We start from the raw sequence: 25,298 nt of genomic DNA on the forward strand, positions 1-25,298 counted from the left end.
TCATTCTGCTTCATCTTGTATTGCCGTCCCCGCTGCCGCAGATTGAGCGGCATTGACCGGCCAGGACATGGCCGGCCGACCCAGGGAAGGGCACTGCCATGGAAATACGGCTCCCGGAGCTCCGAGCCCGCCGGTCGAAGCGCGCCGCGTCCGCCGGTGTGGCGCTGGCCGGACTTCTTCCACTGCTCGCGGCGTGTGGCGGCTCGCCCTCGGCCGACGCGGGAGGCAAGGGGCCCGCTGCCGACTCCGGCCCGGCCGCGCAGCGCAAGGACGCGCAGCTCGCGGCGCTCCTGCCGCAGAAGGTGCGCGACTCCGGTGAGCTGGTCGTGGCGGAGGGCGACGACTATCCGCCCCTGGTGTCCCTCGGCTCCGACAACAAGACGCTGATCGGCATGGAACCGCAGCTGATGACGGCGGTCGGCCAAGTCCTCGGCGTCAAGGTGAAGTTCTCCAAGGCCAGCTTCGACAGCATCATCGGCGGTGTACAGTCGCGCCGCTACGACCTCGCCATCCAGGCCATGCTGGACAAGCCCGAACGGCAGCAGCACGTCACGTTCGTCGACTACTTCAAGACCAGCAGTGCCATCCTCGTCCAGCAGAAGAACGCCGAGTCCATCGGCTCGCTCGGCGACCTGTGCGGGCGGACGGCCGCCGTGGAGAACGGCACCGCCCAGGTCGACGACGTGGACGCGCAGGCCAAGAAGTGCAAGGCCGCGGGCAAGCCGGCCGCGAAGCCGCTTGTCTTCCCCGACTCCGTCGGCTGCTTCCAGGCCCTGTCCACCGGTCGCGCAGACGCCTTCGTCGGCGGAACGCCCACCGTCGCCTACCAGGCCGAGCAGTCCCACGGCCAGATGAAGCAGGTCGGCAAGCCCTACCGCTTCCTGCCGTACGGAATCCTGGTGAACAAGCAGGACAAGAAGCTGGTCGAGGCGGTGCGGCAGGCCCTCCAGAAGGTGATGGACAGCGGCACCTACGGGAAGATCCTCAAGCGCTGGGACGTCGAGTCCGGCGCCCTGGACCGTGCCACGGTGAACGGCGGCGCCACCGCATGAGCGAGTCCACTCTCCGCGGCACCGGCATCGCGAAGACGCCCGCGGTCCGCAAGGAGATCGACGCGGTGCCGCTGCCCCGTCCGGGCCGCTGGGTCGCGTCGGCCGCCCTGGCCTTCGTCCTCGTGTTCCTGCTCCAAGGGTGGGCCGCCAACCCGCGCATGCAGTGGGCGACCGTCGGCGACCACCTTTTCGCGCCCGTCGTCCTCGAGGGTCTGGGCACCACGCTCTGGCTGACGGCGGCCGCGATGGCGATCGGCATCGTCGGCGGTGTCGTCCTGGCTGTGATGCGCAGGTCGGACAACCCTCTCCTGTCCCGCCTGAGCTGGCTCTACATCTGGGTCTTCCGCGGCACACCCCTCCTGGTCCAGCTGCTGTTCTGGTACTTCCTCGCCGCGGTCGTGCCCCAGGTCGGGCTCGGCGTGCCGTGGGGGCCGACGTTCGTGGAGTTCGACACGAACCGGCTGGTGACCCAGACGTCGGCGGCCCTGCTCGGTCTCGGACTGCACGAGGCCGCCTACATGGCCGAGATCGTCCGCTCCGGCATCGCCTCCGTGGACGACGGGCAGTCGGAGGCGGCGAACGCCCTCGGCATGACGCATCGTCAGACCCTGCGCCGGATCGTGCTGCCGCAGGCCCTGCGCATCATCATCCCGCCCACCGGCAACCAAGTGATCTCCATGCTCAAGACCACGTCACTGGTCTCGGTGATCGCCGTGCCCGAGCTGCTGACCTCCATCCAGGCCATCTACTCGCGCAACTTCCAGCAGATCCCGCTGCTGACCGTTGCCTGCGCCTGGTACCTGCTGGCCGTGTCGGTCCTGAGCGTCGGCCAGTACTACCTGGAGCGCCGATACGGGCGCGGGGCGAGCCGTGACCTGCTGCCCACCCCGCTCCAGCGCATGCGCGCCACCTTCGCCGCGCGCCGGCCCGCACCTCAGGAGGAGCGATGAAGACAAGCACCGCGACGATGGTGCGCGCCGAGGGCGTGCACAAGAGTTTCGGCAGGACCGAGGTGCTCAAGGGGATCGACCTGAGCGTCATGGCGGGCGAGGTGATGTGCCTGGTCGGCCCGTCCGGCTCCGGCAAGTCCACGTTCCTGCGCTGCATCAATCGCTTGGAGACCATCGACGCGGGGCGTCTGTACGTACGCGACGAACTGATCGGTTACGAGGAGCGCGACGGTCGTGTGCACGAACTGGACGACGCGGCGGTGGCCCGCCAGAGGCGCGGCATCGGCATGGTCTTCCAGCGGTTCAACCTGTTCCCGCACATGACGGCGCTGCAGAACGTGATGGAGGCGCCGGTGCAGGTCAGGAAGGAGTCCAAGGTTGAGGCCAGGGAGCGGGCCCAGGCGCTCCTCGCCAGGGTCGGACTCGCCGACCGCGCGCACTCCTACCCCTCGCAGTTGTCGGGCGGTCAGCAGCAGCGCGTGGCGATCGCCCGGGCTCTGGCGATGCGGCCCGAGCTGATGCTGTTCGACGAGCCCACCTCCGCCCTCGACCCCGAGCTCGTGGGCGAGGTCCTCGACGTGATGCGCGCCCTCGCCGACGACGGCATGACGATGATCGTCGTCACGCACGAGATGGGCTTCGCGCGGGAGGTCGGCGACTCCCTCGTGTTCATGGACTGCGGTGTCGTCGTCGAGTCCGGCACGCCGTCGGACGTGCTCGGCTCCCCCCGCCACGGGCGCACTCGGGCGTTCCTCGGCAAGGTCCGCTGACCGGTCCCACGCCCCGCCTCCCCCACTCTTCATCCACGCACCGCAAAGGAAGACCCATGTCCCGTGTCCTCGTCATCGGAGCCGGCGTGCTCGGCGCCTCCGTCGCGCACCATCTGGCGGCCGCCGGCGCCCACGTCACAGTGATCGAGGCAGGCGGTCCGGCCGCCGGCACATCCAGCGCCACCTTCTCCATCGACGTCACCCACCTCAAGACCCCGCACACCTACTACGCGTTGAACCGGCGCAGCGCCGAACTGCATGTGCGGCTCGGCGACGAGCTGGGCGGAGCCGACTGGCGTCACCCCGTGCCGCTCGTGCAGTGGGGCCACACCGAGCGGGAGCAGCTCGTCATCCGGGAGCGCGCCGAGCGCCTGCGCGGCTGGGGTCACGCCTGCCGGGCGGCCGATCCGTCCGAACTGGCCGAGCTGGCCCCGGGCGTGAGCCCTGACGCATGCCGGGCGGACGAGCTCGTCGTCCACGAGCACGCGTCCTGGTACGACGCTCCCCTGTTCGCCCGGCGCCTCCTGGACCGGGCGGCGCTCAACGGCGCGGACATCCGTTACGGGCTGCGGGTCACCGGGGTGCTGCGCACCGCTGACCGCGTCACCGGAGTGGTGGCCGAGGGCCGCCGTTTCGAGGCGGACTGGGTGGTCAACTGCGCTGGTCCGCAAGCAGGGCGTATCGCCGCGCTGGCCGGCGGGTCGCTGCCGCTCAACCGGGTGCCGGGGCTCGTGGGCGAGAGCACGCGGCTGCCGGATCAGGACCGCCTCGGTGCGATCCTGGCGACTCCCGGTGTCGATCTGAGGCCCGCACCCGACGGCCGCGTGGTGTCCATCTCCTGGCCGGTGGACGCCGTACTGCCGCCGGATGTCGAGGGAGCGTCGGAAACGGCACGGCAGGCCGACCCGGCACTGGAACAGGAGCTGCACCGCCTGGGCCGCGAGGTGTACGCCCCCTTGCGCGCCGCCGAGATGGCCGGCGTCCGGCTGGGAGTGCGTCCGGTCCCGGCGGACGGGCTGCCGCTGGTGGGCTGTTCGGCGGCAACGCCCGGTCTCTACACGGTCGTCACGCACAGCGGGGTGACGCTGGCGCCGGCGCTCGGCCTGCTCGCCGCGCAGGAACTCATCAGCGGCTCCAGCGTCCCGGACCTGACGGACTACAGCCCGGACCGCACCCCGGCCACGGACATCCTCGACGAGAGCGTGCAGGTCATGAGCAACGCGGGGGCGATCACGGCCGCGTGAGGCGGATCCGACACCCTGGTCTTCGTCTCGGGCGATGCGCGTGGCCAGGCACTTCACCGCCAGGGCGGCGATGACTGACTTGTACGGAGGCATGCTGAGCCGCCGCGGCGCCGCCGTCCTCATGTCGGCACCACCGGCGGAACACTCTGCTGGTCGCCGTCGGCGGCGGCCTCGGGATCGAGTGGCACGCCATTGGTCCGCGGCCGGGACGGGGACGGTCGTGGCGAGCTTGGCAGCGCTGCACGGCACTCGACGGCGAGCATCGTCGAGGCGTGGGTACGGAGGAACTGCCGCCACGTCGTGTCGGTGCGTCGCTCGGGTGCCGGGGGTATCTTCCCGCGCTTGAGGATCCTGCGGATCGTCGAAGCGCCCACGCGGTAGCCGAGCTTGAGGAGTTCACCCTGGATACGCTGGTATCCCCAGGAGGCGTTTTCCAGGGCGAGTTGTTCGATGAGCGTGGCGGTAGCCCGGTCGATCGGCGGCGGCCGGTCTGGTTGGGGTACGTCCACTTCTTCGTCACCAGCCGGCGGTGCCACCGCAGAATCGTGCCGGGTGTGACCAGACGGTGTTGTCGCAGCGCCCCGGGCAGGTGTCGGATCAGGGCGGCGAGGTAGGCATGGTCGGCCCAGTCGAAGCGCGGTTTGGGATTCGTGCGGCGCAGCACCGCGACCTCGTGCCGCAGGACCAGTAGTTCGATGTTCTTGGACGCCGAGGAACGACAGAGAAGCGCCAGCCAGCCGAGCAGCCGGGCGAAGACCAGGTAGAGCAGACGTAGCGACACAGTCCGAGATCCTTCCCGGAGCGTGATGCTCTATCCATCGCTGCTGATCACCGGGCCAGGCCGAGTTCTGGAACCCGACAGGGTGCGCTCGGCGGGTACGAAGCCGCCGTTCGCTTTCACCACGCCGTGGATCGAGCCGGGTACCTTGCCCAGCGCGCGGCCGATCTCGCTGAGCGACTGCCCCTCCTTTCACCGCCGCCAGACCTCCCGCTTCTGCACATCCGACATCCCCGGACGACCGATCCTCGCCACCCTGCAACACCTCCGGCACTTGTTCTCCCTGCGATGTTGCAGCGACCGGTTGAACCCAAGGAACTGGTCTGGGCCGACGGCGGCTACAGAGGCAGCCTCATCGAGTACTGCTTCCCCGCTCACGTCCCGGCCGACATGCCGTCGCACCCCAGCGGCGGCGCACCTACGACAAACCGATCGCATCCGGGCAGTCCCCATGCACGCCGAGTCTCGAACGTGAGTGCCGACTTGTCCCGACGTGCTGGGGACGGCCAGAGGGCGAGCGTGCGAATTCTCGACGGAGTCGGCGGTGTTGGCGGGGCCCGGGGACGCTCACGCGGCGGGTGGGCGCCGGATCGGGCGTTCTGGCAGCGGTGGCCGGCCCTGTCGCAGCGGTGCGGGGGCAGGAACCTGCAGGTTCGAGGTTCATTGCTCATCACATGTAGCATCTGCCAGCCCATCCTGTGTGATTCGCCTGTAGCTGCGGTTTCTGGCGGACTGTTACTGTCCGCGTCTGTGAGCCGCGTTGAGTGCCGGCTCATACGGGTTCCGTCTCCCGCCGTCCAAGGCTCCCCAGCCGCCCACGGACCCGTGGCGGCCGCTCCCCCCGAAGCGGTCGGTTCTTCTCCTGCACGGCATTTCTCCGCGCTGCCCTCCCCGTGCGCAGCGCTGCAAACAGAGAGGGAGAGTCCGATGAAGACCAAATTCCTGCCGCGCCTGGTGGCCGGCAAGGCGCTGGTGATTGGCGCTCTGCTGGCCCTGGCGGTGCCCGGGGTCGCGTACGCCAACACCGTGAGCGTGACCGTGAAGACCCCCGGCGCGACCGCCGGGCCCACCACCACCTTCTCTGAGATCTCGACCCACGCGGACTGCAGCAGCGGTCTCGTCTCCGGCGGCGGTCTTGAGCAGGCCATCGGTACCGGTACGTCGTCCAACGGCAACCATGTGATGGGCAGCGAGCCCAGCTCGGACGGCTCCGCCGAGTACACCGGCGCCACTGGTGTCGTCGGCACCGACAACACGCACTGGCTCGGCATCGGCGGCAGTGGCGGCGCGGTGAACAGCTCGTTCTCCACGACGCCGTACGCGGTGTGCTTCACCAGCAACCTGGTCAACCACACTCAGATCGTCATGAACAAGGCCGCCGGGCCGACCGCCGCCGCGACGCCGGTCGCGGTCACGGCGACCTGTCCGGCCAACACCGTGCTGCTCGGCGGCGGCGCCCGGACCACCCCGGCCAGCGTCGGCAGCCTCAAGCCGATCTCGAGCTTCCCCACGTTCAACAACTCCGGGCACGACAATGGCCTGAAGGCAGCGGCCGACGGTGAGACCAACCCCGACTCCTGGACGGCGGTCGGCTGGAACGGCGGCGGTGGCGGCACCACGAACGAAACCTACGCGTACGCGATCTGCAGTGGCAGCGGCATCAACGTCAGCGGCGCGACGGTGAAGGTCCACTACAGCGAGGTGACCACCTCCTCCTCGGCGGGCGCGAACACCGTCGTGACGGTCGGCTGCGGCGCCGACGGCAACCTGGTCAGCGGCGGCGCAGGCGCCAGCGGCGGCAACGTGACGACCACCGACTACACCGGCCCCGGCTCTGGCGGCGACCACCTCAACGGCAGCTTCCCCAGCAACTCCAGTGGCAACCCGGTCGGCGACGGCGCCACCACCGCCTCGTACTGGTCCGCGGACGCCCACGCGGGCGGCGCCGGCTCCACCAACACCTACGCGGACGTCTGGGCGCTCTGCGCCAACGACGGCGTCTGACTGACGGTTGATCCCGATCCGCAGGCGGGCCCGGCCCGCCTGCGGACCACCCGTTCCCCTACCTCGGCTGCCCACAGGGCCGGAGAAACAGTGTCAACATCCATGAGCGACAGCAGCCCAACCTCCCGTCGGACCATATTCAGATCGAAGATGATGTCGGTGGCCGGCACCACCGGCCTCGTCGCCGCCGCGATCGTGCCCCTCACCGCGGCCGCCGGCACGGCGAGTGCGGCCGAGCCCTGTGGCACCGGCGGCGTCTTCACCACGGCGCCGCAGCCCACGTGCACCTACGACTCCGTGGGCACGGACACCTTCACCGTCCCGGACGGCGTGACCGCGGTCGACATCGACCTGTTCGGCGGCGAGGGCGGCAGCGCCGCCGGCTACATCGTCCCCCACCCGGTGATACCCGGTGCGCCCGGCGGACTCGGCGGCGAGAGCCGCGCGACCCTGCCTGTGGCCCCCGGCCAGACCCTCCAGCTCACCGTTGGCGCGGCCGGCATCCCCGGCTCGTCCCGGCACGGTGAGTTCGCCCGGCCCGGCGGCACCGGCCACGGGACCGGCGGCGGTGGCGCGCACGGCGGCGGCGGCTCGGGCGGCGGCGGCTCGGACGTCCGGGCCGACACGTTCGGCGGCTCCGACCGCGTCCTGGTGGCCGGCGGTGGCGGCGGCGCCGGCAACGGCGGGCCCGAGCTACAGGGCGGCGCCGGCGGCGGCGAGGTCGGCCTGGACGGCGGCCAGAGCAACGGCCCGCTGGGCTCGGGTCTCGCGGGCGGCGGCGGCAGCCAGACCGCAGCCGGTCACGGCAACCCCAACACCCTGAACGGTGGCCCCGGCACCCCCGGCATCGACCTCGACCCCGTCACCAGCCAGCCCAACCCCGGCAGCGGCGGAACCGGAGGCAACGGCGGCGCGGGCGGCCCCGGCGGCGGGGGTGGCGGTGGCGGCTGGCACGGCGGTGGCGGCGGCTCAGGCGGCGGCAACCCGGGCTACTTCCCGGGCGCGGGCGGTGGCGGCGGCAGCAGTTACGCGGATCCGTCGGCGACCATCGTCTCGCTCCTCCAGGGCGTCAACCACGGCAACGGCAAGGCCGTCGTCTCGTTCCGGTACGGGACTTCGGTCACACTCAGCACGGACACCGCGACCCCGCTGTTCGGCCACGCCGTCAACGTCACCGCCACCGTGGCCTCGGCCAACCCGGGAGCGGGCGCCCCGACCGGGTCGGTCACCTTCTCGGACGGGACGACCACGCTGGCGACCGTGCCGCTCCATGGCGGAAGGGCGACCTTCACGACCAGCAAGTTCCAGCCCGGGGCGCACAGGATCGCCGCCACCTATGGCGGCGACCCCACCTTCACAACCAGTGCCACGGCCGCGCCCACCGACCTCACCGTCGGCTTCACCCAGCCGTGCATCACGGACCACGACGGCCCGCTGACCGTGGCGGCCGACCAGTCGCTGTGCATCGCCCCCGGCGCTACGCAGAACGGCCCGGTGGAGGTGCAGCCCGGCGGAGCGCTGGCAGTGTCGGGTGCGGAGATCAACGGCCCGGTGGCCTCGGACGGCGCCCTCGCCGTCACCATCTGCCACTCGACCCTCGACGCGCAGGTAACCCTCGCGGGCACCAGCGGCTTCGTGCTGCTGGGCGACGGTGAGGGGACGGACTGCGCGGGCAACGCCTTCAAGGCCCCGCTGACCCTGGACGGCAACACCGGCGGCCTTGAGGTTTCGTCCAACACGATGTCGGCGCCGGTGAGGATCAACGACAACAGTGGCAGCGGCCTGCTGTCCGAGGACCTCGTCCCGGAGTTCGAGGGCAACCAGGTCGGGGCGCCGCTGCGCTGCGCGGGCAACTCACCCACTTTGCAGCAGTCGGGCAACACCGTGAACGGGCCGCACATCGGCCAATGCAAGTGAGTTGAGCCCAGGGCCCTGTCCGGCCGATCTCTCCGGACAGGGCACCGCGCTGGATTCCTCAAACGACGTACACCTATCGGTGCCGTAGTACACGGGTTGGTGGTGCGGGTCTCCCCATACCCAGGGCCTGGCTCGGGCGTTGAGCCGGTATGTTCCGAGGCGTGCGGCTTGTTCGATCTCGGGTGGTCCGGCGAAGGACTGGCCGACGAGGGCGGCCTTGCGGAAGATGCGCCAGCAGCTCCCTGGAGGCGTTGTCACATTGTTGAGTGTGATCGTCTGGCGGTGTGTCAGGACCGTTCCGGGACCTCACCGTCCGGCTCACCGGTCGAGTGCCGGAGCGAAGCGTCCGGTACGTGCCTCGATCGCCTCGGCCGCCCTCAGGATGCGGGCCTCGTCGAATCGACCGCCGATGAGCTGAACACTCATGGGCAGTCCGTCCGAGTGCACGGTGGGGACGCTGACCGCGGGGAAGCCCAGCACGGGCACCGCGGTGAGCGGCCATACCGCCCGCATCAGCTCGGCGGTCCGCTCAGCTGACACCAGGTAGGCGTCCTACTCGAACGCCGGCTCGGCGGTGACGGGGGTGAGCAGGATCCGTCCGTCACCCAGAAACTCCTGGAACTGGCGAACTCGTCGACGAAGAAGGCCACGTCGCCTGGCACACCCGCACCACCGCGTGGGGCACCACCGCCTGGAACAAAGACGCCACCGCCTACACCCCCCTACGCTTCCCAGGCCAGTACGCCGACCCGGAGACCGGCCTCCACTACAACTACTTCCGCCACTACGACCCCGAAACCGCCCGCTACGCCACACCCGACCCCCTCGGCCTGGCTCCCGCGCCCAACCCGATGGCGTACGTACCCGACCCTCACACCCAGTACGACCCTCTTGGACTGGCCTGTCCCGCTCGGAAATACGATTCGGGGTCTGGCCTGCTGCTTCTCCGCGCGCGGCAACAGCCTCCGCGGCGCCTGGGGTGATCCTTCGATGCTGCTGTCGATCGTCACCTGTGGGGCTCGTAAAGTCATCGCTGCAGGTCGCGACCATCGCGCGGCCTGTACTGGAACCATGCCGGCGTGATCGTCTCACTGCTGTACAAAGTCGCCCGCAAGCTGCTGTCCGTCCCCGGGGTGCTGTTGAGTCGCGACAGCACCAAGGCCGCCGAGTTACTTGTCCTCCACATGAGAATGCGGTGCTACGCCGTCAGATCGCCGGCCCGGTCCGCTACGAGCCCGCGGACCGGTTCTGGCTGGCCGCCCTCTCCAACCTGATACTCCGTCGCCGCTGGCGCGAGATCTTCCCGGTCACGCCTGGCACGCTGCCGGCCTGGCATCTCAGGTTCATCGCAGCGAATGGGACTACAGCGCCCGCCGCACCCACACAGGACGCCCACCGACCAGGACGGCGCTCAAGAAGCTGATCCTGCAGCTCGCTCAAGAGACTCTGTTGCCCAATTCGTTCATGCCGCGAGATCGAGGGCTGCGAGTCGGGATGTTCTGGCGCGAGCGAGGGGTGTGTCGTTCCACCAGGCGTCGAGCCGGATCAGGTTGACGGCAGTGGCCGCCAGGACGTGGCCCAGGTGTGTCTTGGCCAGGCCGCGGTAGCGGGTGCGGCGCATGCCGCTGACGGCGACGACCTGGTGGATGGTTCCCTCGATCCCGGCCCTGGCCGCGTAGCGTTCCTTCCATGCTTCGGTGGTCTGCTCGATGCGGACGCGTTCAAGTAGCGCGTCCTGTTCCTGGGGCCGGACGGTGAGCTGTCGGCCGTACTGGGTAGAGCGGGTGCACTGGTCGCGAACAGGACAGGGAGCGCAGGTCGTGGTCGCGAAGCGGATCCTGATCGCATCGCGGCCGTTGTTGTCGAGGCCGGCAGTCCAGTAGCGACTGTCCTGGCCGGACGGGCAGATGGCCTTCTTGTCCTGCCAGTCGATGGTGAAGGCAGACCTGCCGAACCCGGCGGCCCGGACCTGCTGCGGGGTGCTGTTCGGCCGGACCGGCGCGATCACGGAGATGTCGCGATCGGCAGGAGCGGTCAGCAGGAGTTCGGCGGAGGAGTACCCCGAGTCCAGAAGATGTTCAGCGGGCTTGAGCCCTTTGGCAGTGAGCGCGTCGTGCACCGCATCGACGACGGTAGCGTCGTTCGAGGTGGCATCAGTCGTCACCACGTGGGTGATGAGGTGCGGCTGCCCGGCGCCGCTGCAATCCTCGCTCAGGTGGACCTTGTAGCCGGTCCACGGCGAGCCGCGCTTTTGTGAATACCGAGCCTCAGCGTCGTACGGCGAGGCGATCAGCGCCCTCCCCGCAGGCAGATCCTCCTTGCCGCGCCAGCACACCGTCTGGGCTCTGCGCGCGCGAGCTCCCGCACGCCTCCCAGCACGTGACCCGCTGTCGGCGAGTCCGTGGTCCCTCACAAACCTCGACGACGACACCGTCGAAGACTCGCCGGCCGAGCGGCTCCCCGTGCTCACCTTCACCGAGGCGCACGAGTTTGTGCTCCTGCTGTCCGCAGCCCTCGAAGACGGCAAGACCGACAAGGCGTTCGCGGACTACCTCCTGTCGAATCTCGCGGCCCGGGTGCCGTCGCTCGCGTCGGCAGGCGGCATAGGCAGCTAGCCACTTCTCCTGTCGGCGGGGTTGCCGCTATGGCACCATGCCGCCATGACCGAGCTGTCTGAGCATGAGTACTGGAAGGCCTGGCAGCGATCCCGGAGGCTCACAGTCGAACTGGGCGGAGCCTTCGGATCGCTCGGAGCTATGGCGACGGCTCTCTTTCTCACCGCTGGCTACGACTTGGCCATGACAGACGACTTCGCCGCGATGACCTCGGCAGCGATCGCCGTCATCCTGGTTATCGGTTTCGTCGAACTACACACGCTTGCCAAGAGCACCCGCTCGTTGATCGAGTTGGCCAACGATAGGCAGCTAGCTGCAAGGGCCGACCCATTGGCGGAACGGATGGTCAACGCCCAGACAACCGCAATGGGCTGGGCGAATCTCATTTGGGCAGCGCTGTGCTGCCTGATGACGGCAGCGCTCATTCTTACGTTCCTGTGGGCAGGCATCGATGGGCACGGGCCCGCCCAATGGCTGGCCATCTACGTCCTCGTTGTCACGAGTTCTGGTCTGATCTACGTGCTGACGGGCGCCATCTCGAAGGTGACCTCGGAGTATCGCGAAATGAATTTCGACGTGCTCCCCGAACCTGCGCCCCGTTCCCCTGGAAGTGAGGACAGGACAGTGCCCACTCAAGCTGCCTCATAGTGGTGCGCCCGGCCGCCGTGCCACTTCACCCACGACGGATCCTCCAGCAGGTCCTCCGCGTCCGGCAGGCCCGCGCGGCGCAGGAACTCGATCACGTCCCCATCCGAGTAGGCGAGACCGAGGATCTGTCCGCCCGCGGTCACCCGCCGGCCGCCCGTGCCGAGCGGCGGGTGCACGACTATCGGCGCCATCGCCATACGTCCATGGTCACCCGAATGGCCGGTGCGTGCATGCGGTACGGGTGTCGGCCTCGGAGGATTCCGCAGAGCCCCGCCCGGCCTCCCTTCCGTCCTTCGGGCCGGGCGGGCCTCTCTCAGTCCAGGACGCCTAGCTACGTATGGCTGACGACGACGGACAACACATCACGGTGTATTGCGAGAGGTGCGCCGGTCACTACCCGATGGGGCACGGCTGCCAGTAGGCCACTCGACAACTAAAGAGAGTTAAGGGAAAAGAGCGTCCGCAGCGTCCGCCGGACTTCTCTCGTCCCCTCTGACCTGCACTTTCGATGTGGACGCTAAACAATTTGTTTAGCGTCCGCCAGCGTCCAGTCACGCACCGCTACTAAGAGCAGGTCTCCGCAGGTCAAGGCAGCTCTTAGTGGATCGGGGCTGCGGACGCTGGCTCCTCCGCCGGGAGACGGAAGAGACCACCGCCTCGCGAGGCCGGGTGGTCTCTTCCGTCCAGCACCTGACGCGTCAGGGCCGTCACGGGCGTTCCGGGGTACCGCCCGCGAGTCGAGGCGAGACGCCGACCGGCACGGGGCGCCTCCGAATTGCTCGGAGGTGCGTGGAGCGGCTTCGGCCGCAAGACTGGAGCCAACGGGGGGCGTGTGTGCCCAGGATCGGGGGTGCCCGGATGACAACGTGGGACGGCCCGGTACGTCGAATGCTGGTCGACCTGCTGGAGGCCAGCCACCTCGTGCCCCTGGAGTCGTTGCCCGAGTCCTTGGACCGATGCGCCGCTCCCGCCGGATTCCCGACTGTGCTCGTGTACCTGTCGGACCTGGAGCTGCGGTGCCTGCGGCTGCTCACCGGCAAAGGACCGGATGCCGGCCAGGATCCCGGGGACGACCCGGCGGAGTTGCGGATCGACGGCACCTTGGCGGGACGTACCTACCAGACTGGGGAGATTCTCCCTGCGGGACCTGTAAATGACGATGATGTCTGCGCCTGGTGGGTCCCGATGCTGAACGGCATGGAACGCCTCGGGGTGATGAAGGTCTGCACCTCTCGTGAGGACGATATGGTGCGCGAGGACGCCGATGCCTTGGCCGCACTCACCGCCCTGGTCGTCGCGAGCAAGCGGGACCGCAGCGACTCCTACGCCCGGCTCGCGCGGACCGCGCCCATGGCCGTCGGCGCGGAGATGCAGTGGAATCTCATGCCGCCGCGCACCTATGCCGACGGCCGGGTTGTCATCGCGGCAGCACTGGAGCCCGCTTACAAAGTCAGTGGCGACGCCTACGACTACGCGACGGCCGGAACCCGCGTCCATCTGTCGATCTTCGACGCCATGGGCCACGACACCGCGGCAGGGCTTACTGCGAACCTGGCCATCGCCACCTGCCGCAACTCCCGACGCCAGGAATGCGATCTGGTCGAGACCAGCGAACGGATCGAGGCCGACCTGATCGAGCAGTTCCACCACCAGCGCTACGCCACCGGCATCCTCGCAGAGTTGAACGCCGCCACCGGTCTGCTCACTTTCGTCAACCGCGGCCACCACCTGCCCCTGATCATCCGGGCCGGCCGCTGGAACAGTCCGCTGCGGTGCGAGCCGGCCCTCCCCATGGGCATCGATCTCGGCCTGCCTGTGCATCCGTGCCGCGAACAGCTGGAACCCGGCGACCGGGTCGTGCTGTACACCGATGGCATCACCGAAGCACGACGAGCGGGAGGTCCGGAATTCGGCCTCGCCCGGTTCGTGGAACTCCTCATCCGGTGCCACGCCGACGGGCTACCCGTTCCCGAGTCCCTTCGCCGCGTCGTCCACGCCGTCTTGGACCACCACAACGGACAGCTCCAGGACGACGCCACCATCCTGTTCTGCGAGTGGCTGGGAACAGACACCCAGCCCTCCGCCCAGGCCGCGCACCTGGAGAACGTATCGAGTTCGTGATCAATCAGCGCCCTGGGTGAAGCAAGAAGAGCACCCCCGCCCGACGTGCTCCTCTTGCTTGTGTGCGCGGCGCGGCCACCCCGCCTCTGAAAAGCCGTCCCAAGCCGTCCTAAGACCGTGTCCTACATGGTCAGTTTGAGGAGCCGTTTGTAGCAGCAGAGCGCGGCTGCCAGACCGAGAAAGGCCAGGTAGTTGCCGGGTTCCCGCTCGTAGCGATGGTTGAGGCGGCGGTAGCCGGTCAGCAAGGACATGGTGCGCCGCTCGGTAGTAGATGCCGCGGACCATGCCCTGGGCCTGAGGGTGACAGCAGTGGACGTCACGGTCATCGACGCACCACCCGTATCGCCGAACCGCGCAGACACCACCCGCAGTGGACCGGGCGGCACCCCATGACCGCATGTCACCCTGCCGACATTCGCCAGACCGCCGCTGAGGCCGCCCTCGCGGTCAGCGGGGTCCTCGCCCTGCAGCCCACCCTCGCGAGCCGTCTCGCCCGAGCCGCCTGACGCGCAACTGCAGGCGCGGCAGCCAGCAGGTTCGCCTCGCCGCTGTCGGGCATCCGTGTCGTCCATGACCCAGACGGCTCCGGCTGGCAAGTGGAGGTGGTGCGCTGCGTCCTGGCCGAGGGACACCGAGCCATAGACGTCGCCCGCACCGTCCACGACCGGACCCGCGCGTCCCTCACCCCCCTGGTCACGACGCACGGCACGGCGGACACCGTCGCTGTTACCGTCACGATCACCCGCATCACACGGACAAAACCAAAGGTCGCCTAGCGGCCGGTGAAATCAAAGAAGTGAGCGATGATCCGGTCAGGGTAGCCATGAAAGTGCGAACCATGGCTTGACACCTCCATTCTGCCGAAGCTGAGCCCGAGGGCCGCCCCTGTTCTGAGTGAAGAGGGGCGGCGCAGGCCCTAGCCCTACAATCAGCGCATGGCTCAGCGAGAAGTAATCACTTATACGGACGACCTCACAGGTGAAGAATCCGAAGAGATCGGTACCCACACCATCCTCATCGACGGGGCTGGGGTCGAGATTGACCTCTCCACGGAGAACCACGATCGCCTGTTGGAAGTTCTGCACCCCTACTTGAGCGCTGAGGGGGCCCGTCGAGTACGTGGCAGCGTCACCACTGCCGGCACGAGGGGTAAGCGTCGAGCGGTAGGACCCTCCGCCCACTCGGACACGGCCCAGATTCGGGCTTGGGCCAAGGAAAACGGCCTTGAGGTGAATGACCGGGGTCGAGTTCCCGCTTCCGTTAAGGAAGCATACGAAAAGGCCAATGATTAATCTCTGACATTGGTCGGGTCGCCCGGGGGGATCTCACCCCCGGGCTCCCACAGAACGGAGCGTGACAGTCTCCCGTCACTCCGCTCTTGTCACTCTGATCACCAGAAACACGGTGTCCAAGCCCAGTGGGCGAAGAGCCTGGGGTGCCGGCTGGTGATGCGCTGCCAGCACTTGTGGGCTGCTTTGAACGACCGAAATCGCTTGTACTTCTTGCGGATCCAGCGCATCAGGTAGGCGCTGATGCGCCGCAGAAGGGGTAGCAGTTCAGAGCGGTAGAACGCTCCGTAGTACTGCATCCACCCGCGGACGATCGGGTTGATCTTGCGGGCCAGTTCGGCGAAGGTGAGGCCGATCCGCAGGTGGATCCGCCAGGAGCGGACCTCCCCACTGATCTTCTTCAGGGCCTCCTTGCTGATCGCGGGCAGGAAGTTGGTGAAATTCTTCCCTCTCCTGTTCCGCGCCCTGCGGGCCTGGAACGTGAACCCGAGGAAGGTGAACGACGTGTGCTCGTAGGCACCGGGCCGGTTTCCGTCCTTGCAGTACACGATCTTGGTTTTGTCGGGGTGCAGCCGCAGCCCGACCTCTTCCATCCTGTTCCCGAGCGCCGTCAGGACCTGCTGGGCCTGGCGCTCGCTGACGCAGTGCACGACCGCGTCGTCGGCATACCGTTCGAACTGGACATCCCGGAAGGCCCGGGCCAGCCACAGGTCGAACGCGTAGTGCATGAACAGGTTCGCCAGCACGGGCGAAACGGCAGACCCCTGTGGGGTCCCCCGGTTCCGCTTCTGCAAGGTGCCGTCGGGCAGTTGAAGCGGCGCCTGGAGCCACCGCTTGACATACAAAATCACCCAGACGGCATCGGTGTGAGCCTCCACGGCCTTGACGATGAGGTCCCACCGGACGCTGTCGAAGAATTTCTGAATGTCGAGATCGATCACCCAGTCTTTCCTCCAGCACCGTTCCCGGCAGCGTTCCACCGCATCCAGGGCCGACCGACGTGGCCGGTATCCATAGGAATCCTGGTGGAACGCAGGCTCCACCCGGACTCCGAGGTGCCTGGCCACCGCGGTCTGAGCAACGCGATCGGCGACAGTGGGAATACCTAGCATTCTTGTGCCGCGACCATGCTGCTTCGGGATCTCCACCGCTCGCACCGGAGGGGGAAAGTAAGACCCTGACGACATCCGATTCCAGACCTTGTACAGGTTGCCCCGAAGATCTGATTCGAAGTCAGCGATGGACTGCCCATCCACTCCCGGCGCGCCCTGATTCCTCTTTATCTCCTGGAATGCCTCCCAGACTTCCCATTTCGAAATATCAAACGACTTCTCCGGCGACTTCAACTGGTCCCTCGACTCCTCCCGGAGGACCTCCGGTTGGTCAAACTCCCACAGTCACGAGTGACCCGGCCCCTTCGCTCCACTCCCATTACAGGGGCTTCGGCACTACTACGGGCCGGTCCGCCGACATGCCCCGCGACGGTACTCGGTTCCTCACGGTGGTCACCGCTTGGAATACTCCCTCTCGCACCCGCACCGGGCTGCAGTGTCGGGGCATGTCTTCCCACGTTCCGTACAGGAGCAGCAGATCAGGCTCACGTCACCTCCATGCCGGACACCGCCTGGCCAATAAACGGGAACCCGCCAGACTCCTCCCGGAGCAAAAGCCATCGCCCCGGTTTTGATGCCACTTGAGTTGGATAACGACACGTCCTCAGTGATTCGCTCGCGCTCGTCTTCCTGATCCCCACCTGACACTTCAAAGAGTGCCTTTTCCACATCGCTCACCACGGTCGCATCACCGCTTCCGCAGCATGTGGCGGTTTGGAGCCTCCCCCCCCCCCAGGGGCATTGCGTGTTCGCGATCGGTCCGGTTCGCCGGTCTCGCGTGTGACGTGACGTCATGTTCCGGTACCAGGTGGGATGTTCCCGGGAAGCAGTACAGGCACGGCGCTGGTGATCATGTGGTTGTCGAGACCCATGAGAACCGAGCGAGACCGTGCCTGCCCGAACATCATCTCCCATGCCCGCCAGGCTGGACCAACTCGCCCTCCCGAACCTCCGCGTCACCCAGCAGGACGCCGCCGACCTGCGTCGCTTCCTGATCTGGGTGCCCGATCCACGCGGCCTGCGAGGACGGCGCTATCCCATGCTCCCGCTGCTTTGTGCGGCCGCCGCCGCAGTCCTGGCCGGCGCCCGCTCCCTCGTCGCGATCGGCGAATGGATAACAGACGCCCCGCAGTCCGCCCTGAGGCTCCTCGGCTTCCCGGCCGACCCGCTCACCGGCATCCGGCCGGTGCCGCACGCGGCCACGGTCCGCCGCCTGCTCCAACGCGTCGACGGCGATGCCCTCGACGCGGCCATCGGCGCATACCTGAAGGCCCGAACGCCATCGTCACAGCTGTCCGAGCCGCCGCCGAAACCGTCGTTGCGGGCGATCGCGGTCGACGGCAAGACCGTGCGCGGCTCCCGCACCACCACGGCCACCGCGATCCAGCTGCTTGCCGCGATGGACCACCACGGCGTGGTCCTGGCCCAGCGGCAGATCACCTCCAAGAGCAACGAGATCCCCTCCTTCCAGCCCCTGTTGGACACCATCGATCTGGAGAACACCGTGCTGACCACAGACGCCCTGCACACCCAGCACGCCCACGGCACTTACCTCCGCACGCGCGGCGCCCACTACCTGGCCGTCGTCAAGAAGAACCATCCCGGTCTGTATGCGCAGGTCAGGAAGCTGCCGTGGGCCGACATCCCGCTGGAGCACCGCACCCGCGACAAGGCCCACCACCGCGTGGAGATCCGCCGGCTCAAGGTCGCAGCCTTCCGCCACCTCGACTATCCCGGCGCCCGCCAGGCCATCCAAGTCGTCCGATGGCGAAGGGAATTGAGTACCGGCAAGCTCACCATCGAGCGGGTCTACGTGATCACCAGCCTGGACATCCACGACGCCACCCCGGCCCAGCTCGCCGCCTGGATCAGAGGCCACTGGGGCATCGAGAACCTCCTGCACCACGTCCGTGACCGCACCTTCCGCGAGGACGACTCCAAGGTCCGCACCGGCCACCTGCCCCGCACCATGGCCGGCCTGCGCAACCTCGCCGTCAGCCTCTTCCGCCAGAACGGCGAGACCAACATCGCCGCCGCCCTCCGCCACACCAGCCGCGACTACCACCGCCCGCTGTCAGCCCTCGGCCTCACATGACCAACCCGGACAGATCGCAATCATGCAATGGCCCTGCCCCCCCCCCCCCGCAGGGCGGCTCCGAAGGGCCAAATCCTTCATCTCCTGCACAGCATCAATCGCAGCGGCTCTCCTACATTGAGCCCCTCCTCTTGTTCGTGGCACACAGCCCTTTCCAACCTGACGGCGTTGCCTGGAGGTTGGCGGCCTGTACGAACCGATGAAGCTCCTGGTAGACGGGTTCACGACCAAGATCACCCGTGCCGACCAGGAGCTTTGTGTGCTTGTCTATCCATCGGCGATCGATCTGTCCAGTGCCCACCTGCGCCACCTCGCTGGGCATCTCACGGTTCGCCGTCGCGAGATCGGCACCCGGTGGCGCCGCGTCACGCCGGGCCGTCAGGCTCTGCTGGTCCTGGCTCATCTGCGATGCGGCGACACCTATGCCCAGCTCGCCGCCGCGTTCGGCATCGGGATCGCGACGGTCTACCGCTACGTCCGCGAGGCGATAGAGGTCCTGGCCGCGCTGGCTCCCAGCCTGGCCGAGGCGATGCGGACCGCGAGCCGCCTGGCCTTCGTGATCCTCGACGGGACGCTGCTGCCGATCGACCGGATCGCCGCCGACACCCCGTACTACTCCGGGAAACACAAACGCCACGGCATGAACGTCCAGGTCCTCACCGATCCCTTCAGACGGCTTTTGTGGGCCTCGCCAGCGCTGCCCGGTTCCACCCACGACCTGACCGCCGCCCGCACCCACCGCATCGTCGACGCACTTTCTACGGCGGGCCTCAAGTGCTGGGCCGACAAGGCGTATCAGGGCGCCGGTGGCTCGATCCGGGTACCCTTCCGCGGCCGTCGCCTCAAGCGGTGGCAGCGCCGGCACAACAGCACACACGCCAAGATCCGCTGCCTCGGCGAGCAGGCCATGGCCACCCTCAAGGGCTGGCGCCTCCTACGGAAACTCCGGTGCAGCACGAACCGCATCACCAACTTCGTGAAGGCCGTCCTCGTCCTTCACCACGCATCAACGTGAGGTTGGAAAAGGCTCAGTACTTCATCGCCGTCTCGAACAACACCTACTTCCTGACCCTCGCGCTCGGAGCAATCACTGCGGGCCTGTCCCTGTACGCGTTTCGCAGGCCCATCCACCGCAGCCTGTACGCCGGAATCGAGGTCTGACCCCCATGCCCACTCCTCGCATCGCCGTGATCGGAACGGGAACCATCGGAGCACAGACGCTCTGGCAACTTGCCAAGCACGGTGCCGACGTGACCGGATACGAACTCTTCAGCCCGGGACACTCACGCGGAGCCGCCGGCGGCGAAACCAGGCTGTTCCGCCACATCGACGTAGAACACCTGGAGTACCTGGCCATCACCGACCGGGCCGACCTCATCTGGCGCGAGCTCGAAGAGGAATCCGGACACACGCTGCGCAACCTGACCGGCGCCCTCGCCATCGGCAGCACCGCCAGCCCCGCGACGCACACCGCACTCAAGAGCGCAGCCCTTCTCGGCAGCCGCGCCGAGGTGCTCAGTCGCGAGGAAACACAGCTGCGTTTCCCGCAATACCGGCTGCACGAGGACGAGATAGCGATCCTCGACAAGGGCGCTGGCATCATCTTCCCCGAACGCACCGTACGTACCGCCGCGGACGCGGCCGTCGCACGCGGCGCACGGATCCTGCGCGAATGCCGTGTCACGGCCATCAACCAAGTCGGCAGCCAGGTCGACATCGTGACCGGCGACGGTACGGAACACTACGACCGAGTCGTCGTCGCGGCGGGTGCTTGGACCGCCACCCTCTTGCCGGACATGGCCCCGTACCTCGCGACGCGGCGCCTCATCTCATCGTGGTACCTACCCAAAGCCGGCAGCACGCTCGACGGCATGCTCCCTTACCTGCGTACGGAACCCGACTACTCGTACGGGCTGCCGACCGCGGACGGCCTGGCCATGAAGCTCGGCGTCGGATTCCGCGACCACCTGCCCGTCGAGTCCCCGGACACCGCGCCGCTGCGCATCACCGACGAGGACCTAGAGCCCATCCGCGCCGTCGCACGGGACCTCTTCCCGATACTGGAGGACTACCCGATGCGTGCCCAGGCCTACTTCGCGGCCTACACGCATTCACGCATCGAGTTCATGCGCGAACACCCGAGCATGCCCTCGGTCTTCGTCTGCGCCGGTTTCTCCGGCAAGGGTTTCAAGAACGCACCGGTCTTTGGCGAGCTCGCCGCCCGAGCGGTCCTCGGCCTGCCACCGAAGAACGACAGCACGGCATTTATCCTCAACGCCGAGCATCCGACCCGCTCTGTAACCGCCCACCCACCATCACTTTAAGAGTGTGTCTCACGTGGCTTAGCGCCGTGCGACATGATGCCGGTCGCGGATGCTGATCTGTCGAAGCGTCTGGTTCCCGAAGAACTCTGGGAGCTGGTCGCCCCGTTGCTGCCGTCATTCACCGCTCTGCGCGTACCGAAAATTGCGTCCACCCAGGTCAACACCCATCGTGACCTCTTCGAGTCCGCACGGCATGATGATCACTCATGCTCCTGCGCCTCGCCTGCCTGACCCTGACGAATGCCTGCGCCAAGGACGCCGAGACCCTCTCGTACAGCACTCGCGCTCGCGGTGTGGCAGTCGTTGGGGCGCTAGGTCGGCGTAGCCCCGGACCCGGACGACGCACGGGCCGGGCGACAGATACACGCCAATCTCCCGACCCCCTCCCGCCACAGGTCGAATCGGCCCCTAACTTCCCTGACACAGCGACGAGTTGCAGCTACATTGCCGTTGCTCCACATCGCTCCCATCCCCCACGCCTGCACCCCCCGTCCTCATGGAAAGGGCCGCCAGCCGTGATCGATTCCGCTGTTCCGTCGCCCCGCCGAAGCCGTCCCAGACGCTTACGTATCGCCGCGGTCACCGCTGCCGTCGCCGCCACCCTCACCCCGGGCCTCGGACTGACGGGCGCGGCTGACGCCCACGCGGCCCCCAGCTCCGTCGCTGTTGCTGCCGGCCCTTCGGCCCCCACCGGCACGGATGTCACGTACGAACTGGACTCCTTCACTGCCACGATCACCTGGTCCGGCAATGCCCGGAAAAACGTTACCGGTTACCGCGTCTTCCGCCGGCCGGCAGGCGAAGGGGCACCCCCTGCGGAAGTCATCAGCGGTGACGCACCACTGACTGCGACCTCCTTCACGGATCACCCGCCCGCCGACGGCGCCACCTACGCCTATTGGGTACGTGCCGTCGACCGGGCCGGCCATGAGTCGTCCGACAGCGCAGCCGTGTACGTGAGCACGGCCGACGCGACCGCGCCCGAAGCACCGACGAGTCTCACCGCGCAAGGCACGACCGCGGGGAACACCCTGCGGTGGACAGCTCCCCCGGGTGACTGGGACCACTTCGAGATCTCGTCGGATCCCGATACACGGCCGTATCCGGACGAGGGGGCCACCACCACGTCCTTTACGGCCCACACGGACCTGTCGGCCCCCACGGGCGTCTCCGTCTCGTACCGCGTCCGGGCCGTCGACGCCGCGGGGAACGCCTCCGCGTACACCGAAACCGTGACCGTGACCCGGCCCGAGCCGGTCGGCCCCACGCCCGCCTTGGTCGAAAGCCAGGTCATCGACGGCGCCGCCCACCTCTGGTGGGACGTCAACTCGGAAATGACGAACTACTACCACGTCTACCGCCGCAGCCCCGGCGAGCAGGCCTGGACCCTCGTCGGCACCCCCTACGCCCCCTCCGGCTCCTGGGTCGACCCCCAGCCCCTGTCCGGATACACGAACTACTACATCGTCAACGTCGACGACGCGGGCAGAGAGTCGGCACCCACCAGAACCAGCGTTCAACCGTAGACATGACCGAAGCGGGGCTGACATAACGTCAGCCCCACACCTTGTGTGAACAGACCGCTGGCTACTTCGGGCCGGGCATGAGCTTCTCCGCCTGCTCATCCGACAGAAAGAGGACCGGGCAGGCCCTGGGCCGACCCTGAAGGATGTCTCTATTCCACGCGTGCGTTGACCTGGAGTTTTGGCTGACGCTGTGGGCTGGGCGTGATCGTCGGTTGTGGCTCCGCGACTGCTCTACATGATCTTCTGTCGGATACTCGGCTGGCTTGTCCTCTACCTTTGATCTTGGCCAGTGCTCCGCCGTTTACGGCGGGGGTGAAGGCCATCTCAGGGCTGCTCTGACCTGCACGTTCGCACGGGTCCGCAGTGTTGTCCTCAGCCGGTGGGGCGCTGCTGGTTCTCGATGTACTGCTTGACGACGGTCAGCGGTGCGCCGCGGCAGGATCCGGCGAAGTAGGAGCCGGACCAGAAGTGTCCGCCCCACAGGTAGCGGCGGACGTGCGTGCTGTACTCCTGGCGGAGCCTGCGGGAGCTGACGCCCTTGAGGGAGTTGACCAGTTTGGAGAGCTGGACCTTGGGCGGGTAGTGCACGAGCAGATGCACATGGTCCTGCTCGCCGTTGAACTGTTTGAGTTCGGCCTCGAAGTCGGTGCAGACGTCGCGCATGATCTCCTCGGTGCGCGTCAGCATGGCGTCGGTGAATGCCTTACGCCGATACTTGGTGACGAATACCAAGTGGACGTGCAGGTTGTAGACGACGTGACGGCCGGTGCGTACGTCAGGATTCGGGTTCCATCGTGGTGACATAAGCCAACTGTAGTAGGGTGATTGTCATGGGTGAACTCGTGTGGGAGAAGCGGCAGTTCGGGCACCGCGCCCGGCTGGCGCTGACGCCTGCACAGGTCCGGCTCATGGATGACCAGGCGCACGCGGCGCGCGCGATGTGGAATCAGCTCCACGACCTGTGGCAGATGACGCCGAAGTGTCAGCGCGCTCTGACGCGCATGGATCAGGCGTTGCGGCGGGCCCGCAAGGAGATCGACTGGTACGCGGTGCTGCCCGCGCAGGCCGCGCAGGCGGTACTCAAGACGTACTTCCAGGCGTGGCGGAACTGCTGGGACGGGCGTGCGGACGAGCCGAACTTCAAGGCCCGCTTCCGCACGGCATTGTCGGTGGACATCCCGCAGGGCCGGGACTTGCAGATCAAGCGAGTGCACCGACGGTGGGGCATGGTCAACATCCCCAAGGTGGGCCGTGTCCGGTTCCGCTGGACCAGGGATCTCCCCGTCGGCAAGCTCGCCGACAGGGAGAACCGGATCACCGGGGCACGGCTGGTCAAAGACGGGCTCGGATGGCACATCGCCTTCCGTATCCAGACCCTTGAGTCCAAGCCGGAGCCCCACCAGGGTCCCGAGGTCGGTATCGACGCCGGGGTGAACCTGCCGCTTGCGCTGTCCGACGGCAACCACCAGGACCACGACCGGCCGCCCCGACTCCCGGACGGCACCGCCGACCGGGACAAGTGGCTGAACCCGGATGAGAAGGCCAAACTGCTCCGCCTGGAACAGCGCGCCGCGCACCGCAAGAGCTTCCGCAAGCCGAAAGAGCGCAGCTCCAACCGGCTGCAGGGGCCTTCCCCGTGATCGTGGACACCGGTTGTCATGCGGCGGTGGCCAGCGTAGTTGATCGCTGCTCGTAGGTGATCGGGCTGATCTGGCCGAGGCGGGAGTGCCGTCGGCGGGTGTTGTAGCGGGTCGCCCAGCGGAAGACCGCGAGGCGGGCCTCACGCGCCCCGTTCCACCGCTTCCGCCCCTGTAGCGTCTCGCGCTTCATGGTCGCGTTCAGACTCTCCGCGGCGGCGTTGTCCGCACTCGTGCCGACCGCGCCGCGCGATCTGGTCACGCCCAGCTCCGAGCAGACCTGGGCGAACTCCTTCGACACATATTGCGCCCCGTTGTCGCTGTGAAATATCGCCCCGCGCAGACCGTCCCCGCCGCGGGCCCTCGCTGCGGCCCTGAGCGCGTCGGTGACCAGCGAGGTCCGCATGTGGTCGGCGATCGACCAGCCCGCCAGGCGTTTCGAGCACAGGTCCAACACCGTTGCCAGATAAAGAAATTGGCCGTTGCCGATCGGGAGATAGGTTATGTCGCCCACGTACTTGGTGTTCGGCACCTGGGCAGCAAAGTCCCGCTGGAGCAGGTCCGGCACCGGTGTCGCCGACGGCTCGGGAATGGTGGTGCGGACCTTCTTGCGCAGGTGCAGCCCGACGATGTGGAACTTGCGCATGACGCGCTCGACCCGCTTGTGATTGACCGGCCTGCCGGCATCCTTCAGCTCGGCGGTGACGCGCGGAACCCCATAGGTGCCGTCCGATTCCTGATGGATCCGGTTGATGTGCTCGGCGAGCTCGGCATCCGCCCTCGCCCGGCCGGCCCGCGCCGATGCGCCAGCCAGCCACCGGTAGAAGCCGGACCGCGAGACCGCGAGTATCCGGCACAGCCGCTTGACGCCGAAGGCGTCACGGTGATCCTCGACGAACTGGAAGCGGCTGCTCACCAGCTGGTCTCGGCCGCAAAATACTTCGCGGCCCTCCGCAGGATCTCCCGCTCGAGCTCGAGTTCCTTCACCCGCGCCCGCAGCTGCCGGTTCTCCTTCTCCATCGCGGTGGCCTCCACCGCCCCGGGCCGGGCGGCCTGCCCGGCATCCCGCACCCACGTGCGCAGCGTCTCGTGGTTAACGCCCAGGTCCTTGGCCACCGACGCGTATGTCCCACCCGGGCTCGAGTGGTACAGCGCGACGGCATCGGCCCGGAACTCAGGCGAGTACTTCGACGTCCCCAACGGGAACTCCTGTCCT

Annotated in this window: 22 protein-coding genes and 3 pseudogenes; 17 read left to right on the top strand and 8 right to left on the bottom strand. The window is 67.8% G+C overall.

Annotated elements, in window-relative coordinates; translation table 11 throughout:
- Positions 1 to 98 precede the first annotated feature (98 nt).
- The 4 genes from OG758_RS11875 to OG758_RS11890 are packed head-to-tail and all read left to right on the top strand — an operon-like array spanning position 99 to position 4,016.
- The gene (locus tag OG758_RS11875) at positions 99 to 1,052 is read left to right on the top strand and encodes an ABC transporter substrate-binding protein (RefSeq protein WP_326709960.1); all 954 of its coding nucleotides are present in this window, start codon (positions 99 to 101) and stop codon (positions 1,050 to 1,052) included.
- A complete protein-coding gene (locus OG758_RS11880) occupies positions 1,049 to 2,002 on the top strand; it encodes an amino acid ABC transporter permease (protein ID WP_326709961.1) in 954 nt (317 codons plus the stop codon). The genes OG758_RS11875 and OG758_RS11880 overlap by 4 nt, the downstream gene beginning before the upstream one ends.
- A complete protein-coding gene (locus OG758_RS11885) occupies positions 1,999 to 2,772 on the top strand; it encodes an amino acid ABC transporter ATP-binding protein (protein WP_326709962.1) in 774 nt (257 codons plus the stop codon). The genes OG758_RS11880 and OG758_RS11885 overlap by 4 nt, the downstream gene beginning before the upstream one ends.
- Positions 2,773 to 2,828: 56 nt before the next feature.
- Positions 2,829 to 4,016 carry an NAD(P)/FAD-dependent oxidoreductase gene (locus OG758_RS11890; protein WP_326709963.1) on the top strand — a complete coding sequence of 396 codons (1,188 nt, stop codon included), beginning with the start codon at positions 2,829 to 2,831 and terminating at the stop codon, positions 4,014 to 4,016.
- 119 nt (positions 4,017 to 4,135) lie between these two features.
- Here the strand turns inward: OG758_RS11890 and OG758_RS11895 are convergent, their stop codons facing one another.
- Positions 4,136 to 4,552, bottom strand: a complete 417-nt coding sequence (locus OG758_RS11895) for a hypothetical protein (protein WP_326709964.1) — start codon at positions 4,550 to 4,552, stop codon at positions 4,136 to 4,138.
- A gap of 1,169 nt (positions 4,553 to 5,721) precedes the next feature.
- On the opposite strand from OG758_RS11895, the gene OG758_RS11900 reads away from it, so the two are divergent.
- Together OG758_RS11900 and OG758_RS11905 are read left to right on the top strand one after the other, a co-directional pair.
- Entirely contained in the window at positions 5,722 to 6,798 is a 1,077-nt protein-coding gene (locus tag OG758_RS11900; RefSeq protein WP_326709965.1) for a hypothetical protein, read from the top strand.
- 159 nt (positions 6,799 to 6,957) lie between these two features.
- Positions 6,958 to 8,715 carry an Ig-like domain-containing protein gene (locus OG758_RS11905; RefSeq protein ID WP_326709966.1) on the top strand — a complete coding sequence of 586 codons (1,758 nt, stop codon included), beginning with the start codon at positions 6,958 to 6,960 and terminating at the stop codon, positions 8,713 to 8,715.
- Between the two features lie 318 nt (positions 8,716 to 9,033).
- Here the strand turns inward: OG758_RS11905 and OG758_RS11910 are convergent, their stop codons facing one another.
- Entirely contained in the window at positions 9,034 to 9,255 is a 222-nt protein-coding gene (locus tag OG758_RS11910; RefSeq protein WP_326709967.1) for a hypothetical protein, read from the bottom strand.
- Positions 9,256 to 9,341: 86 nt separating this feature from the next.
- On the opposite strand from OG758_RS11910, the pseudogene OG758_RS11915 reads away from it, so the two are divergent.
- Positions 9,342 to 9,614 (top strand): annotated as a pseudogene (locus OG758_RS11915) (RHS repeat-associated core domain-containing protein); the annotation flags it as partial.
- 563 nt (positions 9,615 to 10,177) lie between these two features.
- On the opposite strand, the gene OG758_RS11920 reads toward OG758_RS11915, so the two are convergent.
- On the bottom strand, positions 10,178 to 11,146 hold the full coding sequence (locus tag OG758_RS11920; RefSeq protein ID WP_326709968.1) for a transposase: 969 nt from the start codon (positions 11,144 to 11,146) through the stop codon (positions 10,178 to 10,180).
- Between OG758_RS11920 and OG758_RS11925 the strand changes: the two genes are divergently transcribed.
- Both OG758_RS11925 and OG758_RS11930 read left to right on the top strand, forming a co-directional pair.
- On the top strand, positions 11,034 to 11,330 hold the full coding sequence (locus tag OG758_RS11925; protein WP_326716298.1) for a hypothetical protein: 297 nt from the start codon (positions 11,034 to 11,036) through the stop codon (positions 11,328 to 11,330). The genes OG758_RS11920 and OG758_RS11925 overlap by 113 nt on opposite strands.
- A gap of 45 nt (positions 11,331 to 11,375) precedes the next feature.
- The gene (locus OG758_RS11930; protein WP_326709969.1) at positions 11,376 to 11,978 is read left to right on the top strand and encodes a hypothetical protein; all 603 of its coding nucleotides are present in this window, start codon (positions 11,376 to 11,378) and stop codon (positions 11,976 to 11,978) included.
- On the opposite strand, the gene OG758_RS11935 is transcribed toward OG758_RS11930, so the two are convergent.
- Entirely contained in the window at positions 11,963 to 12,175 is a 213-nt protein-coding gene (locus OG758_RS11935) for a hypothetical protein (RefSeq protein ID WP_326709970.1), read from the bottom strand. The genes OG758_RS11930 and OG758_RS11935 overlap by 16 nt on opposite strands.
- Positions 12,176 to 12,836: 661 nt before the next feature.
- Here OG758_RS11935 and OG758_RS11940 point away from each other — a divergent pair.
- Positions 12,837 to 14,099, top strand: coding sequence for a PP2C family protein-serine/threonine phosphatase (locus tag OG758_RS11940; protein ID WP_326709971.1), 1,263 nt, complete (start codon positions 12,837 to 12,839; stop codon positions 14,097 to 14,099).
- 122 nt (positions 14,100 to 14,221) lie between these two features.
- Here OG758_RS11940 and OG758_RS11945 read toward each other — a convergent pair.
- Positions 14,222 to 14,356, bottom strand: a pseudogene (locus OG758_RS11945) (IS5/IS1182 family transposase); the annotation flags it as partial.
- A 678-nt stretch (positions 14,357 to 15,034) separates the two neighbouring features.
- Between OG758_RS11945 and OG758_RS11950 the strand changes: the two are divergent.
- Positions 15,035 to 15,391 (top strand): histone-like nucleoid-structuring protein Lsr2, encoded by a 357-nt coding sequence (locus OG758_RS11950; protein ID WP_116507310.1) that lies wholly within the window; start codon positions 15,035 to 15,037, stop codon positions 15,389 to 15,391.
- A gap of 98 nt (positions 15,392 to 15,489) precedes the next feature.
- Here OG758_RS11950 and ltrA read toward each other — a convergent pair whose 3' ends face one another.
- Positions 15,490 to 16,734, bottom strand: a complete 1,245-nt coding sequence (gene ltrA, locus OG758_RS11955) for a group II intron reverse transcriptase/maturase (RefSeq protein WP_326709972.1) — start codon at positions 16,732 to 16,734, stop codon at positions 15,490 to 15,492.
- A gap of 679 nt (positions 16,735 to 17,413) precedes the next feature.
- On the opposite strand from ltrA, the gene OG758_RS11960 reads away from it, so the two are divergent.
- From OG758_RS11960 to OG758_RS11980, 5 genes are all read left to right on the top strand, one after another.
- Positions 17,414 to 18,595 carry an ISAs1 family transposase gene (locus OG758_RS11960; RefSeq protein ID WP_326709973.1) on the top strand — a complete coding sequence of 394 codons (1,182 nt, stop codon included), beginning with the start codon at positions 17,414 to 17,416 and terminating at the stop codon, positions 18,593 to 18,595.
- A gap of 259 nt (positions 18,596 to 18,854) precedes the next feature.
- Complete coding sequence (locus tag OG758_RS11965; RefSeq protein WP_326709974.1) at positions 18,855 to 19,610, top strand: transposase family protein; 756 nt, start codon at positions 18,855 to 18,857, stop codon at positions 19,608 to 19,610.
- Positions 19,611 to 19,612: 2 nt separating this feature from the next.
- The gene (locus OG758_RS11970; RefSeq protein ID WP_326709975.1) at positions 19,613 to 19,756 is read left to right on the top strand and encodes a hypothetical protein; all 144 of its coding nucleotides are present in this window, start codon (positions 19,613 to 19,615) and stop codon (positions 19,754 to 19,756) included.
- 5 nt (positions 19,757 to 19,761) lie between these two features.
- Positions 19,762 to 20,919: an FAD-dependent oxidoreductase gene (locus tag OG758_RS11975; protein ID WP_326709976.1), complete on the top strand. Its 1,158-nt coding sequence runs from the start codon at positions 19,762 to 19,764 to the stop codon at positions 20,917 to 20,919.
- Positions 20,920 to 21,434: 515 nt separating this feature from the next.
- The gene (locus tag OG758_RS11980) at positions 21,435 to 22,445 is read left to right on the top strand and encodes a hypothetical protein (RefSeq protein ID WP_326709977.1); all 1,011 of its coding nucleotides are present in this window, start codon (positions 21,435 to 21,437) and stop codon (positions 22,443 to 22,445) included.
- A gap of 372 nt (positions 22,446 to 22,817) precedes the next feature.
- On the opposite strand, the gene tnpA is transcribed toward OG758_RS11980, so the two are convergent.
- Positions 22,818 to 23,249 (bottom strand): IS200/IS605 family transposase, encoded by a 432-nt coding sequence (tnpA, locus tag OG758_RS11985; RefSeq protein ID WP_326709978.1) that lies wholly within the window; start codon positions 23,247 to 23,249, stop codon positions 22,818 to 22,820.
- A gap of 104 nt (positions 23,250 to 23,353) precedes the next feature.
- On the opposite strand from tnpA, the pseudogene OG758_RS11990 reads away from it, so the two are divergent.
- Positions 23,354 to 24,070 (top strand): annotated as a pseudogene (locus tag OG758_RS11990) (RNA-guided endonuclease TnpB family protein); the annotation flags it as partial.
- A gap of 31 nt (positions 24,071 to 24,101) precedes the next feature.
- On the opposite strand, the gene OG758_RS11995 reads toward OG758_RS11990, so the two are convergent.
- Positions 24,102 to 25,282 (bottom strand): IS3 family transposase gene (locus OG758_RS11995; RefSeq protein ID WP_326709334.1). Its coding sequence is split into 2 segments (ribosomal slippage): positions 24,102 to 25,015 and positions 25,015 to 25,282, totalling 1,182 coding nucleotides; the frame shifts between segments, so codons are not numbered across the junction.
- Positions 25,283 to 25,298 lie beyond the last annotated feature (16 nt).

Source organism: Streptomyces sp. NBC_01474 (assembly GCF_035918215.1).
Taxonomy (GTDB): domain Bacteria; phylum Actinomycetota; class Actinomycetes; order Streptomycetales; family Streptomycetaceae; genus Streptomyces; species Streptomyces aureus.